Origin of the sequence: Geomonas paludis (assembly GCF_014193585.1) — a bacterium.
Lineage (GTDB): Bacteria > Desulfobacterota > Desulfuromonadia > Geobacterales > Geobacteraceae > Geomonas > Geomonas paludis.
In genome coordinates this window covers 488950-504681 of the sequence record NZ_BLXY01000002.1, presented here as the reverse complement: position 1 = coordinate 504681, position 15732 = coordinate 488950, and the positions used below count along the sequence as shown (strand labels likewise).

General features: G+C 52.5%; 11 protein-coding genes. 6 read left to right on the top strand and 5 right to left on the bottom strand.

Features of this window, described 5'->3' with window-relative positions:
• Positions 1–223: 223 nt before the first annotated feature.
• Positions 224–622, bottom strand: coding sequence for a large-conductance mechanosensitive channel protein MscL (gene mscL / locus H7687_RS07730; protein WP_183346481.1), 399 nt, complete (start codon positions 620–622; stop codon positions 224–226).
• Between the two features lie 287 nt (positions 623–909).
• Complete coding sequence (locus H7687_RS07725) at positions 910–2232, bottom strand: OmpA family protein (protein WP_183346480.1); 1323 nt, start codon at positions 2230–2232, stop codon at positions 910–912.
• 848 nt (positions 2233–3080) lie between these two features.
• On the opposite strand from H7687_RS07725, the gene H7687_RS07720 reads away from it, so the two are divergent.
• The 5 genes from H7687_RS07720 (at position 3081) to H7687_RS07700 (ending at position 7809) form a co-directional block, all read left to right on the top strand.
• Positions 3081–5330, top strand: a complete 2250-nt coding sequence (locus H7687_RS07720) for an ATP-binding protein (RefSeq protein ID WP_183346479.1) — start codon at positions 3081–3083, stop codon at positions 5328–5330.
• Between the two features lie 151 nt (positions 5331–5481).
• Positions 5482–5784 carry a hypothetical protein gene (locus tag H7687_RS07715; RefSeq protein WP_183346478.1) on the top strand — a complete coding sequence of 101 codons (303 nt, stop codon included), beginning with the start codon at positions 5482–5484 and terminating at the stop codon, positions 5782–5784.
• Between the two features lie 73 nt (positions 5785–5857).
• Complete coding sequence (locus H7687_RS07710; RefSeq protein WP_183346477.1) at positions 5858–6232, top strand: response regulator; 375 nt, start codon at positions 5858–5860, stop codon at positions 6230–6232.
• 589 nt (positions 6233–6821) lie between these two features.
• Positions 6822–7268 (top strand): Ros/MucR family transcriptional regulator, encoded by a 447-nt coding sequence (locus tag H7687_RS07705; protein WP_246404696.1) that lies wholly within the window; start codon positions 6822–6824, stop codon positions 7266–7268.
• Between the two features lie 175 nt (positions 7269–7443).
• A complete protein-coding gene (locus H7687_RS07700; RefSeq protein ID WP_183346476.1) occupies positions 7444–7809 on the top strand; it encodes a hypothetical protein in 366 nt (121 codons plus the stop codon).
• A 13-nt stretch (positions 7810–7822) separates the two neighbouring features.
• Here H7687_RS07700 and H7687_RS07695 read toward each other — a convergent pair whose 3' ends face one another.
• The 3 genes from H7687_RS07695 to H7687_RS07685 form a co-directional block, all read right to left on the bottom strand.
• Complete coding sequence (locus H7687_RS07695) at positions 7823–9763, bottom strand: PAS domain-containing sensor histidine kinase (RefSeq protein ID WP_281376692.1); 1941 nt, start codon at positions 9761–9763, stop codon at positions 7823–7825.
• Between the two features lie 1954 nt (positions 9764–11717).
• Complete coding sequence (locus tag H7687_RS07690) at positions 11718–12803, bottom strand: NYN domain-containing protein (RefSeq protein ID WP_183346474.1); 1086 nt, start codon at positions 12801–12803, stop codon at positions 11718–11720.
• Positions 12804–12995: 192 nt separating this feature from the next.
• Positions 12996–14432 (bottom strand): YeeR family protein, encoded by a 1437-nt coding sequence (locus H7687_RS07685; protein ID WP_183346473.1) that lies wholly within the window; start codon positions 14430–14432, stop codon positions 12996–12998.
• Positions 14433–15130: 698 nt separating this feature from the next.
• On the opposite strand from H7687_RS07685, the gene H7687_RS07680 reads away from it, so the two are divergent.
• Positions 15131–15397, top strand: coding sequence for an NADAR family protein (locus H7687_RS07680; protein WP_183346472.1), 267 nt, complete (start codon positions 15131–15133; stop codon positions 15395–15397).
• Positions 15398–15732: the final 335 nt, after the last annotated feature.

Here is a 15732-nt window from a genome sequence, read left to right as displayed (position 1 = left end):
CGATTCGGACGTGGCCTGTGTCGCTTTGGCCTGCCATAGATGCAAAAAGCCGGGACCTCAATACCCGAAGATATTTCAGTAACCCGGCTTTCTTGATTCCCTTCCCATTCTGTGAGTGCTTAGACTGACTATGTCCTCGCTAGAACCTTTTTAAGAGCACTCAGCCGCCGTTCAAGTCGGGGCGCCTAGAGGAGGAGATACGTCAGCAGGCTGCGGCGGTGACTTATCTTCCTGCCTTGAGCAGGTCCCTGATCTCGGTGAGGAGTAGCTCTTCCTTGGTAGGTGCAGGCGGCGGTGCTGCGGCTTCCTTTTTCTTGAGCGAATTAATCCCTTTGATCGCAGCAAACACTGCGGCTGCGATGATAATGAAGTCGATGATGGTCTGGATAAACTTGCCGTAACTGATCAGTACCGGTGGTTTATTGCCGACACCCTCCTTCACCACGATGGAAAGCTGGGAGAAATCGACTCCCCCCACCAGGGCTCCGATGGGCGGCATGACCACGTCGCCGACGAATGACGACACGATCTTCGCGAACGCCGCACCGATGATGATACCTACCGCCATATCCACAACATTGCCTTTCACCGCGAATTCCTTGAACTCTTTGACGATGCTCATAGTCTCGGCCTCCGTGAAGAATAACGATTTGGGATGTGTTGACAATCGCGAGAGGCTGGCCACTCGCGTAGGTTGCCGACATGGACACCATGTCCGTCCAGAAGGTGCAGCGAGCCGCACAGGACTTGGCGGTCCCATGGGATTTCATTGACGTTAATAATTCTGATTTGGGGCAAGCGGCATTCAGTCATAGTCAACTGCATCGAGGATATCACTGGATATTTTGGCGGCAAGCAGAACACCCATGTTAAAGGGTGTTCTGCTTGTTAACATGCCGGGCTGCAATACTACTTGTTGTTGCAGGTGAAGTTCGATTCAATGCGGCGGTTCTGCGCTTTGCCTGCCTTGGTTTTGTTGCTGGCGACGGGCCTGGTGGGCCCGTATCCGACGGCCTTGATCCTGTCAGGGGCGATGCCGAACTCCTTGACCAGGTAGTCACGTATCGTGTCGGCGCGCCGCTGGGACAGCTTCATGTTGAGCGCTTTGGGGCCGACGTTGTCGGTGTGTCCCTCAATGACCCCTTTGGCGTTGGGAAACTCCTTGAGGAAATCCGCCAGCGCCTTCAGCTCGTCGCGGTACTGGGGTTTGAGGTCGGCCTTGTTGGTGTCGAACTGGATGTTTATGATCGCCGGCCGGCACAGCTTCGGGGCAGGGGCGGGAACTGGAGCCGGGGGCGCTGCCACTACCGGTGCAGGAGCGGCGACCGCAATCCTTGCTGCGCTCTCGGCGGTGCCGCCAGCGCCATTGCAGGTCAGCGTGTACGCCGCGTTGTCAACGGGGGTGATCGTCAGGGAACCCTGGGGCTGGACCGCACCGATCTCCGGCTGGATCTTGCAGTCGGTGGCGTTTTTAGAGTTCCACGCCAAGGTGGCCGTTTCCCCCCTGGTGATCGAACCCGGCGTGACCGACAGGTTGGCGGACGGAGCCGGAGGCGCCGGGGCCGGTACAGGAGCAACCACCGGGGCCGGAGCCGGCTTCGGCGCAGGAGCAGGGGGAGGGGCAGGGGCAGCAACCTTTTCTGGCGCAGGTGCCGGTGCCGCTACTGGCGCGGGAACTCCCTTCCCGCCAAAAAGGAAGGTCAGGCCGGCGGTATATTCCCAGTTGTACTTGGGACTGTCCGGGCTTTCCAATAAAAACAGCTGGCGGACGTCGGCGCGTAGCGCGACGGAATCGGTCACGAAGTACTTGATGCCCCCGCCTGCGTTGATGGTGGCGTCGGTAGTCCTGTCGCTGATTTTGAGACCATTGTGGCCGTGTCCATAGGTGATGCCGCCGCCGCCCACCGCAAGGTACGGCACCAGCGGCCCCTCCGGCAAGAAGTTGTAGAGAACGTCCAAACGATAGGACAGGGCGTTGACACTCCTGTCATTGCGCGTCCCTTCGGTCGCTAGAAAGTCGGCAACCGCTTCGACACCCCAGTTCTTGGTCAGGTCGTACCCCAGGCGAAGCCCGAACACGGGTGCCGTTTCCAGGTGTTGCTCCCCGTCAAAAGTGTAACCACCTACGAAGGGTGAAACCGAGAAGGCCCCTTCCCTTTCACCGGCGACGGCAACCGTTGCCATCGTGAGAACAGTAGCACAGGCCAGCATCGATGAAACAATTCTTTGCATACTTCCTCCTTTGAACAAGATTGATACTTCGAATGCCAATGGTGGGCAAACAGAGGGACCCTATCACTCTATGGCGTACCGATCAAGTTTTATTAAATTTGTCATGTTTTTCAGGCCCATACGTGACGATAAAGGATGGGAGTGCCTCCAATTGAGACCTGGACGTATATGAGTTGACTTCGATAACACCAGGAAATCGCTGGTGTGCAGGTAAGGTTTTTCCTTACGTGTAGGACGATACTGGTCGGAGTATCCAGCGAGCGTGGAAAAGGATGAGTTCGCTGCAGTGATGACAGTCGTATTGCAATACCGCTACACCACGACCCAAGCCCTAGAGAACTTGTCCGGGACTCTCAACAACGGTAAAAACAGGATGGGAACACATAATGAAGGGGAGTGCCCGTTGAACTGAACTAGGGGAGGCAGTTTCGCAGCTGCTCCACCGGGTAAGTACTTCGGACTAACAGTTTTAAGGGCACCTGCGCCTTAGACGCAACTGCCTTTTTCGCCGGAGCCTTTGAGAAAGTTAGAGGATGTTCGCTGTATGTTGGTTCTCCCTCGGCACTGGTACAACAAAAGCGAGGCCACCTGCACGTGTGACAGCAAAGTAGGAGGTCGTGGTAGTAAAAAACTTACCGCCGGGTAGGGGATCGGCCATCGGCTTGAAAACTTATTCTTCCACACGCAATGGAGGCAGAAACCTTTGATAGACTAGATGCCGGACGGCAGGAAAGGGCACCTGCCCTGGCCAGGGACTCATGCAGCACTAAAGGCTTCTCCGGTGCGGCGCTTAGGCCATTTCCTGCTAGATGGAAGTATCCATGTCGCGCTAGAGCGGGTGGTCGGTGATGAAATCATGGTTTCGAGTTCCTATCAGAGTGCAGCTGCTCCTAATTGTCGCCATCGTGGCCATTCCCGCTGCTTTCATCATCATTTACACCGAAATGCAGACCAAAAACCGCGAGTTGGAACACGCCCGTATTGATACCCAAAACATCGTCGAGACCGTTGCATCTGAACAGCAAGTTCTTGTCGCTTCTACTCAGCAGTTGCTCACCATTCTGGCCCAACTTCCTGAGATCAACGATAAGGATCGGGACGCTACCAATCGTTTCCTCGGCATGATTCTCAACCTTCACCCCAACCTCCTGAACATATTTGTAGCTGACCGGAAGGGGGCGGTGTGGGCCTCCGCTATCCCTTACACACACCCTGTCGACATATCAGACCGACGGTATTTCAAGAATGCCATGGCGACGGGGCGTCTGTCAGCCGGAGACTTCCAAGTCGGAAGGATCACCCACCGTCCCAGTCTGAATCTGGGGCTTCCCTATAGGGATCAGGCAGCGAAAGTGGTCGGCGTCATCTGTGTCGGCATCGAGCTGAACAAGTATGCAGAAGTTCTACGGCTGGCTCAAATGGGGGCGGGCGGTAACCTGGTGCTGATGGACTACAAGGGCACGATCCTCTTCAGCACCGGCCGGGACAGCATGAGAGGTCAATCTTTCGATAAAGACCTCTTCGCCACAATGCGCAGCGGCCCGGACGCAGATACTAGAACAGTTGTGGGCAGAGGTGGCGATTCCAGGACCAGATATATCAGCTACCGGAAAATGCGTCTCGATGCCGATCCGGAGCCGTATATGTACGCTTTGGTCTCCGTTCCTTCACGTCCCATCGTTGCTGAAGTCAACAGGCAAATCGCAATAAAAATGAGCCAACTGCTGTTAGTCCTGAGCACAGCGTTGATCCTCTCCTGGTTTATCGGCAAGAAAGCCATTGCTGACCGTATAGAGCTGTTAAAAATGGCATCCCAAAAACTCGCTGAGGGCGACGACCAGATTCGAGTCTCACATCTGGTAGAAGGAGGTGAACTCGGTATGCTCGGAGAGGTTTTTGACCACATGGCGCAACAACTGTCATTGCGACAGGAAGTGTTGTTGCAGCGTGAAAGTGATTTGAAAAAAGCGCACCAACTGGCGAAGCTGGGCAGCTGGAAAATGGATGAAAATGAAAAGCTGACATGGTCATCCGAGATGTACAAGATCTTCGAGGTTTCACCAGATAGCTTTGACCTTAGTACAGAAACGTTTCTGGAGCTCATCCACCCCGATGATAAAGATGCGATGGTAGAGTGGATAGAGGCATGTAAAGGTGGGGATTGCAATCATGAGCTTGTATTTCGTGCCTTTACCCAGGACGGATGCCTGAAATATATTTCGGGTCGCGGGGATTTGGTACTTGATTCATATGGTAAGGTAATCGGAATGGCAGGTACCGCGCAGGACATAACTGACCGGAAAAAGATTGAAAAGGCTTTGATAGAAAAGCAACGCCAGTTGGAAGAATTAAACCAGTACCTCGAGCAGAAAGTGGCTGAATCGGTCTCGGAACTGCGAAAGAAGGACAAAATTTTGATAGCACAAAGCCGGCAAGCTGCCATGGGCGAGACAATTGGCAACATCGCGCACCAGTGGAGGCAGCCACTCAACACGTTGGGGCTGATCGTACAAGAGCTGAAACTGACGTACGAGTTGGGTGGATTTACCAAGGAATACCTTGACGGGAATGTCGATAAAGCGATGCTTTTGATTACTCATATGTCCAAAACTATTGACGAATTCCAGAATTTCTTCAAACCCAACGCCACGAAGAGCAGGTTCAGCATCAATGCAGCCATCGCAAAGACGTTGCTGCTCATCGAATCCTCTCTAAAAAAGCAAAACATATCAATTGAAAAGATAGAGCGTGACCGGGTGGAGGTTGACGGATACGGCAATGAATATTCTCAAGTTTTGCTAAACATTTTGAACAACAGCAGAGACGCTTTCGAAGTCAGGAACATCGAGAACAAGCGTATAACGATCACGATATTCAAGGAAGAGGGGCGCTCGGTGGTGACTGTAGCCGATAACGCGGGAGGAATTGCCGATGATGTCATTGACAAGATATTTGATCCCTACTTCACCACCAAGGGGCCAGACAAAGGGACGGGAATCGGCTTATATATGGCGCGTAATATAATAGAGAAACACATGGATGGCATTCTCTCCGTTCGCAACGTTGCCGGTGGCACAGAGTTTAGGATAGAGGTGTGAACCGGTCTTGCGCGCGCTAGGCATAAGCCATTTTCGGATGGGGAAGAAGCTGCAGAGGGTAACGGTTTAAAAAAGTTTACATTAGAAATAGTTTGTTGTAGATTGGTTCTCCCTCTGGCACTGGCGCCTCATTTAAGACAGTGGAGGCCATATGAATGAGAGAAAGCAGATCGTGAATGACTGTGCGCACGTACTTCGCAAAAGGTCTTCACCACACAAACGACAGCTTGAACTTGAGGTGAAATTCCTGCGGTTAAGGGTAGAACTACTGAAGCACGAAGGGGAGTCTAGTGAGGTTAAGGAGGCGGCTTTTTTTCAGAAGCTCAAGCTTCTTGTCGAGGAGTTTGTTGCAGGCCTATCATCCGAAGACACCGCTGGTGAGATTTTGCAGGGCATCGATACCATCATGACCCGGATTCGCGTCTCCCCGTCGTATGAGGCCTCTGCCTCGTAGCGCCAGCCCTGTGCTTTTTGTTGGCGATATACAGATGGCGGTCGATCACACATGAATTGAGCAGGAGGATATTTTGGAAGAGGGAGAGCCTAGCGGTGGGAAAACGATCCTTCTCGTGGATGACGAGCCCCAAATACGGTCGATGATGTTTGCCCTCTTGGTGAACCGTGGTTATAAGGTGATCCAGGCGGCTGATGGCCTTGACGCACTGGAAAAATTTAAAGTAAACCCGCAAGAAATTGACTTGGTTGTGACAGACATCATTATGCCTCGGTTGGACGGTCTATCGAGCATCAAGATAATGAGGACCATCACCCCGTCAATCAAAGTTCTCCTTATGAGCGGATATGCTGCAGAGCAACCTCCTCCCGATGGGGTCAGTTTCATCATGAAACCCTTCTTTCCAGCTGACTTTCTTCAAGCGGTTTGCTCGACCATGGGTGAGTAGCGACAAGCGGCCTCAGCCCGTTGCCGTGATTCACCTTTGCTTCCGTATGGTCTCCAATGGGTCTTAGCGCGCTACCCTCTGGGAATCCGTCCGGAGGAGAAACGCATCGGAGGGGGTGGGGCGGCAGCGGACGAATCTCCGACAGACACGCCCCCCCCCGCCGCCCAACTTGTGCACCCCGTACGCGCAATCAGCGCCATCCCGGCCGAAGATCCGGTGCCATAACCGGCCTCCCTGCGAGTCCGTGCGCAGCAGGTATGCCTCCCACCCATCCGCCCCCGAAGGACGTCGTCTGACCGGCCGCAACGAATCCACCTTCACCCAACACCTGAACATCATACCCGTAGTCCCAACTCCCCAGCCCAGCTCGTCCCGGCATCCGCCGACCAGTACTCGGAGGGACGGGGTGGATTAAGTATCCTATGCTCTTCAGTCACACTTTCACTTCCAGGCACTGTACCGACTGGCACCAGCCTAGCAATCGTTTGTAGGAGGTAGAAACAGCCGTGACACACGTTTCTTTTTTATTGACATTGGCAAATGTTAATATACTCTAATTGTATAGTTAAACATGAGGAGGGGGATGCTTATGAATGGACTGATAGAAGCAGTAGGACAGATAGTAGCGGCACACGCCTCAAAGAGCCCGATGACTTCCGAGGAAATTGTCGCTGAAATCGCGAAGGTGCATAGCACGCTTTCCACCTTGAGCGACGACTCACGCCCTAAGACAGTGGCTTTGTCTGCTGTGCCCATCCGCAAGGCCTTCAAAAAATCCGAGGTAGTATGCCTGTTGTGTGGCAAGGCAATGAAGACGCTGACCCGGCACCTGGCAACGACGCACGCCATGAAGCCCAAGGAGTATCGGAACAGGTTCGGCATTCCTCACCAGCAGTCCCTGACAGCACCAAATTTTTCGGCGTTGCGTCGTGATATGGCGCTCTCCCGCGGGCTGCCGGACTACCTGGTGAAGGCCCGTGCGGTTCGGCAAGAAAACCTGAGCGCCAAGAGAACAGCCAGTATGGCCAAAACGTGATGCCTGGCCGCAGAAAGCAACTGTGGGTGTCAGCGCCAAACCCCTTGGAGCTTTAAGTCATAGTGTGGGCTGAAGCAGCCCGAAGGAACTGGATTATTCAGGGCCGCAAGTTTTTCGGGTGACCATGAAATTCTTGTGGATTTAATACAATGCTTATATACATGCGAGGATGCCAATGCAAAAGCCGCTTATCATGATAGCTATAATCGCTGTTGCTTCCATAGGTATAGGATACGGGCTGGAAAACAGTGGCAGCACTATCCCTCCTGCACGGACAGATCCAGTTCATGTGGCACAGGCCCGCACCTCGGATCGTGGCGATGATCGGCTAGCGGAAATCCGGTCGCAGATGGAAGATGCAAAGAGTCCAGCTGTAGAGGCACGTGATGCAGCTGATGAGGCGGCTGATGCAGAGCGGCTTGAAAATGCCTGTATGGACGATTTGATTCAGATCACTGCAGCTGCCGATGCACATGACAGCACAGAGGAATCACAATCGAAACTAGAAGAGGAAAAAATGCTGCTGAGTGAGTTGAATTGATAAGCCCGACATGTTAGGACTCATGTCTCTCCCACACCCCCGCGAACAGCATGGGAAGTCCATCCGTCCGAACGTGATCCCCTTCGGCGCCTAGTGCTTCAACCCCGGTGGAAGTTGCATCGACTTGTACCTCAACCGGCCTGCATTGAACCGCGATGCGAAACTGCGCACCGCCGGCAACGTTTTGGACCGTCAGTGACCCGCCCATGTTCCTCTCAATGATGGTTCTTGACATGTACAGACCCACACCCGTCCCGCGGTCCGGGCCTTTCGTGGTGAAGTAGGGATCGAATATCTTGTCGAATATCTCGTCAGGGATTCCGCCTGCATTATCGGTGATGGTCACCACGCTCAAGTCACCTTCCTTGCCGATCTCTATCCGGATCGTCGGGTCCGCCACATGTCTTGCCACAAGTGCATCCTTGGCGTTGCCGAGTATGTTCAGAAGAACCTGAGCATACTCGCTGGGGTATCCGTTTACCACAGCGTCACAGTCCGATACCAGGGTGGTCCTTATCTGCAGGTTGCTCAGGCTGACCTCTAAAAGGGAAAGGGTTTGTTGAACGACCTCGGCTATCGAGAAATCCACTTTTTGCTTGCCGGCGACAAAGAAGTTCCTGAAGTCGTCGATGGTTCTCGACATGTGGTTTATCGTTTCCAGCATCTTCTTCGTGGTGCCATCAAGGTACTCGATGGTAAAATTGCCGCTTTTGTGGGTCATGGCCAGATCTTGGGCCAGCAGCCCCAATATATTGAGCGGCTGACGCCACTGATGGGCTATGTTGCCGATCATTTCTCCCATGGCTGCCAGACGGCTTTGCTGCAAAAGCAAAAGTTCCTTCTCTCGCAGTTCCTGCTCCATCCGGTACCGCTCACCAGTTTCTGCCTCCAGCGCTCGTTGGACGCGGATTCGCTCGTTCACTTCATCTCTCAAAGACGCGATCGTGTCGCGCAGGTCCGCCGTCCGCTCCTCGACTTTCTGCTCCAGCCACACCTTGTCCCGCTGCAGTTCCTCACGTGCGCGTTTCAGTTCCGAGATGTCCCGCATGGTCACGACAGAGAGGATGATTTCCCCTGATTTGTTGGGTACAGGCGCGCCGGAGTAGCTCCCTACCAGGAATTTACCCGTGTCCTTGCGTCGCACACAAATTTCGTAATCGATGAACCGTTCTCCGCGAAGCGCACGAGCCAGGGGCCACTGCTCTAACGGGACAGGGACTCCTGCGAAGTCGGTCACTTCGAACACATCCTGATACTCCGACAGTTGCCTGCGAAAATTTCCAGAGCCTTCGTAGCCGTGCATGGCCAAGGCTTCTTTGTTCATGTTCAAAACGTTGCCTTCCAGGTCGGAGATCATCACTCCTTCATTGATGTTATCCAGAACGGCTTCAAGTTGAAGCAACAACTGTTCGCGTTCCTCCTCCGCTCGCTTGCGTTCCGTGATGTCCTGACAGACCACTAAAAGGTTGAGCGCGCCCTCGAGATCATGCACCGCCTGCGCCGTTTCCTCCACCCACAGTCGATCCCCGTTTTTACGTACCTTATGGAACTGCCAATGATACACCTGATCCGGGTTCTCAAGACACTTTTGCAACTGATCGATCACGGCAGCGTGCTCGTATTGCGGAAACAGCATCAAGACCGATTGTCTCTTCATCTCGTCAACACGATAACCCAGTTGGGATGCACAAGAAGGGTTGACGGACAACATCCTCAACTCTGCATCCAGGGTTACGATCATGGTCGGGTTCTGTTCGAATAGCGCCCGGTAACGCGCTTCACTGAAGGACAAAGCCCTGTTGTCGTTTCTGCGCCTCGACCTCTTTGGTTTTGACAATGGGGCCTCCCTGAAGTGCTCCGCTATCAAGGCGACTAGCCGAAAACGGCGCTGGGCCTGCAGATCTCCGCTGAGAGCAGCGTCCGCCGTCCTGGTGACGGTAATCGGATCGTGCATCCTGACGGCGGAAATGATCACTCTCCTGGTTGGTTGGCCGGATCTGCGGCACGCTGAGGGCAGAACTACCCGTTTCCTCACATCCTGCCAGACATAAGCCACAGCATTACCCCGCAGGGCAAGCAAACCGCGTCACCAGGTACCTTTTCACAAATTTCAGCTGCAGTTGTATAAAACCTGCACTTGGTGAAATTATCGTTGCAGAAGTGGCCGCGTAGGAAATCAGTCGCCTCAGGTGAGGTAGTCGCCTTTTCGTCATGGATCAGGCATGAGTCGAAATGGGGGCAGCGTGCCATGTAAAGACCTCCTCTGGGAGTAGATCCTTTCCAGCCAAGTTAGACATAGGAACCGGCTTTTTTTGAACAGTCACTGCATAAAGCATGTATTTCATATTCCTCGAGGAGTGAATCGACTGTTTCTCTGCACTTTATGCAGATTTTTTTCTTTCTAGCCTCGGTGACGGTCATGCCGAATTTCATCCTGGAAATTGCCTCATACATAGGATCTCGTTCCATGTTCTCCACCTCCTTTTCCTGCGGATGCCACAGAAACTCTTGTGGGCGCTACTTTCGACGACAGACGGCGAACGATTTCAGAGGAAGGTTTAGTAAAGTTAAATAAATTGTCAACCCTCCATTGGAGCCGGCGTGGCTCAAGGTCTGGGCCGGTAACCGTGCTCTGCTGGGGTAATTGGCCTCATATTTTCTCGGTGATGGGAGAAATACCAGAAGCGGATAGCGCTTCAAAGGCGCAATCGCTACAGACTTTTCCTGATGCGGCAGCTGTGGATAAGGTGTGAGTTGTACGTCCCCAAGAAAGCAAAGAACTTCTCGGCGCAACGCCGAACGTTGGCGACCGGCGTTCAACTCAACCCATCCGAGCAATCGACGGTGGAGGACCTTCGGCCCTTAATTTACGCATGTATTTTGCCGCGGCTTTGCGCCGCTTCCTTTGCGAAACCAGGGAAAACTACGTAGAAACCAGCAATCTTCTTACCAAGGCTTACAATATGCTGCGTCGACGGTAAGCTGTCGACTCATTGGAACTTGGGCAGCTTCGACGGCGGGGCCTGCGGCCCGAACCATGGGCCAAAGCCCCCCGAAGGAGACCCCTTCGTGCCGCTTTCCCGGCCTCAGCCCGTTTCCGTGCTCCCGCCTCCGCTTTCGCATCCGCTCCAGCTGCGCCGCTCCCCCGAAAACCGGCTTCCCCCTCAGCACCGTCTCCCCGCCTGCCGTTCCGGCAGGCAGCCGGAAAACTAAAAGCGCCTGAAGGAGCGGCCGAATGGCCGCACCTTCAGGCAAACCTGCCACCCCACAGCGCGAGAGATACGGGGCAGAACTCAGGCTGAAAGGATGATGGTAACAAATTAGAAATGTTTACATTGGAGGTTGTATACGTTATGGTGTGCGTGCCGCTGGCACCGTTGCCTCATGAAATGAGAGTGAGGGGTTAAATGGACGCGAGATATTGCATTGTGAATGACTGCCTCTACGCCCTGCGAGTTACTGCTTTACCTCACATGCGACAACAACTCGAGCTTGAGGTGAAATTGCTTAAGCTAAGGGTAGAGTTGCTGAAAGATGACAGTGCATGGGGGGGAGTTCAGGACACTGCTCCTTTTGAGGACCTTCAGCAACTGGTGCAGGTGTTTATCGCGTATCGTCAATCCGAAGACGCATGTTGGGAGATAGTACGGCTCGTAGATGCGTTGTTTACCCAGGTTCGGGCTCAGGCAGCCGAGCATGTCTTGATCGCTGACACTACGCCGTTTTTGGGGGAGGTCTCCCCCTCGCTGCAAACGCCAGGGGCCAGGCGCCCCTGACGTTTTCCGCTACCCCCTCTGCGGGGTTCCCCCCGCAACGCCCCCGTACCCTCAAGGAAATGTCAGATGCTCGGTGGCCGCTGCCCAGAGCCCACGGCGAAAGTCACATCGTGTGCCCTAACCAAATGAAATCTACCTAACGGTGGCGTTTGTCGGGGGGCGCTCGCATTTGAGGATAAATTTAGTGTCTGCAGGTACGTCCATCGCGAGGGTGACATAGAGGGTGTCATTTAACTGATGGCTACTTTCGATCGCGTACTTTTTCCTTTTCCCATTTTTAAACGACCACACTTCAAAATGCCCAATTTCTTCCGGTGAGGATAGAGAGAACGTGACGTCTCTCGTCATCTCAGTGTTTGCCCTATCTGTGCCTCTATGCAATTTCTTTTTAACATCCTTTCTCGCCTCAGGCTGTGATGCTTTTGCTGGAACTGCTGGGGGAGGCTCTGAGTTCACCTTATCAGTCTCAGTTGACTGCTTTTGAGTATTGAAGAAATTGGAAGAGTTGCTTATGACAAAGGCTAATACTACCAAACAAAGCGTGGGTATTATCAGACTTCCAACGCCCTGCTTATTTAAAGATCGTGCATCAAGATCCACGTCTGAATCTTTTGGATATGTTTTAGCCTGCCCGCCTTTTTCGGCTTGCTCATCTTTTTTAGCCTGCTCATCCTTTTTAGCCTGCTCATCCTTTTTAGCCTGCTCGTCCTTTTTGGCCTGCTCGTCCTTTTGAGCCTGCTCTGTCCGAAAAAGTGCGTCAAACTCATTTTGCAACGTGGAAAAATCTTTTAAGTCATTATGGTAATCAAGACTAGGGATAGAAAGTTTGCCGGCAAATACCTTTCCTCTACAGTATCTATTAGGCTCTTTGAGCCATGTATAATCTTTGAATTTTTGGTCTTTGTAGACGTCACTTGTGATTATTACCGAAGATGGATCGTCGTTGGCATGTCTAATGATATAATCATCAGCCTGTTCATTGGCTGGACACTTGGAAAATATCCTTGTCAGCTTTAATGAATCGTCCAATAATCTACGTTCAGTTTCGTAATCGACATGGTGTTTATCAAATTTGTATGGTGTACTCGCGTCATAAAAACAGTACACTGTATGCCCTCGCTCGATAAGTTCCAGTGCTATTTGGATTATGCCCCTCATAGTAAAGGTGCCATCATTCTTCCAGAAACCTATATTTGTCCCATCTAAGATAAAGAGCATTTTTCGTGCCTCCGAAGCTTATAAGAGCAAGTTGGACAATTTCGAAGTTGGTTAAATGAATGTTTGGTAACGACGGGTACAAGAACCTTTGCCGGTAGACAACCCGGACCATGTCACACAAGTGTTTAAAGTAAGGTCATGTGGCTATGAGGCTCCTCCGCCAACTCAGGGAGAGGCGGCGTGCTGAAAGTATCACTCCATAGCAGCTTCGACTTCTTCTTCTTTCAAGGTCAGGATAGTCTGGACAGCGTCAATTGCTGGAGGAGTTATGTGGGGCCGCTTCGCGATGATCCTTGCACATGCATTCTCAAATGAATTGTAAACGAACCTACGGCGGTCAGTGCTCTGGTACATGTCTCTGAGAAACTCGGGGGTTATTCTATCTTTTAAATCTTCAGCAAAAGCTTTGACCTCATCTTCTGACAGCAAGAAATCAAAAGCTAGTGGCTGAAGACAGTCAGGTAGAACTCTAATCATTTCTTTAGCGTCATCCTCGATGAGGCCATCCAGAATGGCTTTAGAAGCGAGAGTCGCTGCCGAACCGCCAGTAAACGCTCCAAACAAACCGCCAACGACCCCGCCTACGGCAGTTCCAATTATTGGAAAGAAGGATCCGACAGCGGCACCTCCAGCCGCACCAACAACCCATCCTCCTGCACCACCGGCAACTCCAGCACCATTGACCACAAGATTTTTTGAAAATTGGGCCCACGAGATGCTTCCTGTAAATGCAGCCCTGTAAAAATCGGGGGCAGTGATAACAGCAGTCGTTACCACGGACGTTACAACATTACTCCGAAGCAACTTTGCAACGTGGTTAGTTGCGGCAGCGCCATATACAGCCTTTCCGAGTGAGGCCTGAGCGACTTTTTCAACTACTTTTTTCCCAGCATCAGTCTGTACTACGGTTCTAACACCACATCTTGAAGTCACCACGCCAATTGCAGCAGTTTTGCTGCGAAGAATTTGAGCGGTTGCAATGCCAGTAATAAATGATGTAGCGCCAGACTGAAACGCCAATGACACTGAATCGTTAATAGCGTCTTCGGTTGATTTCCCAGCCCATTTGAGTTTGGCAAAGTTGATGGTGAACGAAATGGCGAACGCATACCCCGTCGAAACACAGTGTGTTTGAGCATCATATATGAGACTGTTAATGTTGCCAGCTTTTGCGATGTTTTTTGCCTGCCGGTAAGAGACATCCCCTTTTTTTACAATATTTTCTGCATCGTTCGGATCGATGACCCCTTGAACTTTTCCTTCGCTAATTTTATTGCGCATCAACTCGATGCAGTCGGTGTATTGGTCGCTAGGAACCTCCAGTAATTGCCCTTGATATTTGAAGTTCCCATCAAGGTCAAATGCTGAATTAACCGTCCTGCTCGGTGTATCGAAATACTTGGTCTGAATTTGTATGCCGTCTACTATTCTATCCGCCCCGTTTAAGGTGTTGGCTGTCCCGACTTGATCGACAGTTCTGCCCCAGAGTCGGTCGTTCAAAGCGTTTGCTTCTTCGGCGGCAAATCCTGTTCCGCCCTTGGTATGAAATTTATTTATCTGTGTTTTTTCTATGTCGTTAGCAATTTGGGATCCGGTTAAGTAATCGTAAGCATTCTTCTTTTCTTCCATTTTAGTCTCCTTCAATTCCAATGTTTAGCGGCGCGAGCGTGAGCAGGTTGATCGCTTTACTTGTCTTTTTTATGACTTGCACGCCGCAGGTTAACATGCGGCGTTAACTGTAATCAATGTAAATAACTTATTTTTTAATCGAGTGAGCAAGTTCGGTATCCCTAAGGAACAGCCCCTGACTGCAAGGGACTTCTCGGCGCATGGCCGTGAGATGGCCCTGTCCCGCGGACTCGCCGAGAACCAGGTCAAGGCCCTTTTTCATTTTTTGCCTGTTCTTAAACGCCCACGGTGGGGGCACTACACTGCCGCACTACCTACATGAGACGCGGACGGTTCCGGTTCATGAACATGCGCACGGCAAGGTAAACCACCGGCAGGATCCCGATGATGAACATGGTGACCCCCGGCAGGTGCAGCCACTCGAAGACGCACACGGTGGGATCGGTGAAGAATTCCCGCTGCCGCCCCTGTCAATAGCGAGTTGGTGAGGATCTCGTTCAGCTGCAAAAGGCCCACCGGGAAGAGGTTCAGGAACAGCATGCACTGCACTCCGATCATGTGATGGATAAGGATGTCAGGAACTATTTGCAGTCCGACGAGATAAAAAGAGGTGTCCCTGCCGAAAGAATTAGAAGGGTTTACAGAGAGACGGTTGTCTTGTACAAAAGGGGCATTCTCAAGCTGGTACGAGGTGAATTATGGATGTTGGTGGTTATACGGTGGGCATTGGCGCGAGGCTGTCAAACTTCATCCCACGGGCTTTTGTCCTGGATGGTGTGGAGTCCGGCAAGGACGCGAAGGCCATGGGCCTGACCAGAAACGAAGCGTGGCAGCGGAGTCAGACGCTCTGGTGGCAAGGCACGTCCTACCATCGTCAGTCGCCGGAATATCTACACCTGCTGGACAGGTTGTACGAGGCCGCCTCGATGTCAGCTGAGTTTGCCGACGATCTCTTCCAGGATTAAGAAAGCGAGAGGGCTGTAGGGTCCTGCCTGCAGTAATCTCCCCCGGAATACCCCGCGCCATAAATGGGCCAAAGCCGCCCGAAGGCGACCCCTTCGGGCCGCTTTCCCGGCCTCAGCCCGTTTCCGTGCTCCCGTCTCCGCTTTCGCCTCAGCTCCAGCTCCGCCTCTCCCCCGAAAACCGCCTTCCTTAACGACACCGTCTCCCCGGCTGCCGTCCCGGCAGGCCGGCAGCCGGAACATTCAAAAGCGCCAGAAGGAGCGGCCGGACACGGCCGCACCTTCTGGGCAAAATTCCGTGCCCCCGCTTGAGAATTAAAAATATCTAAATATACTCC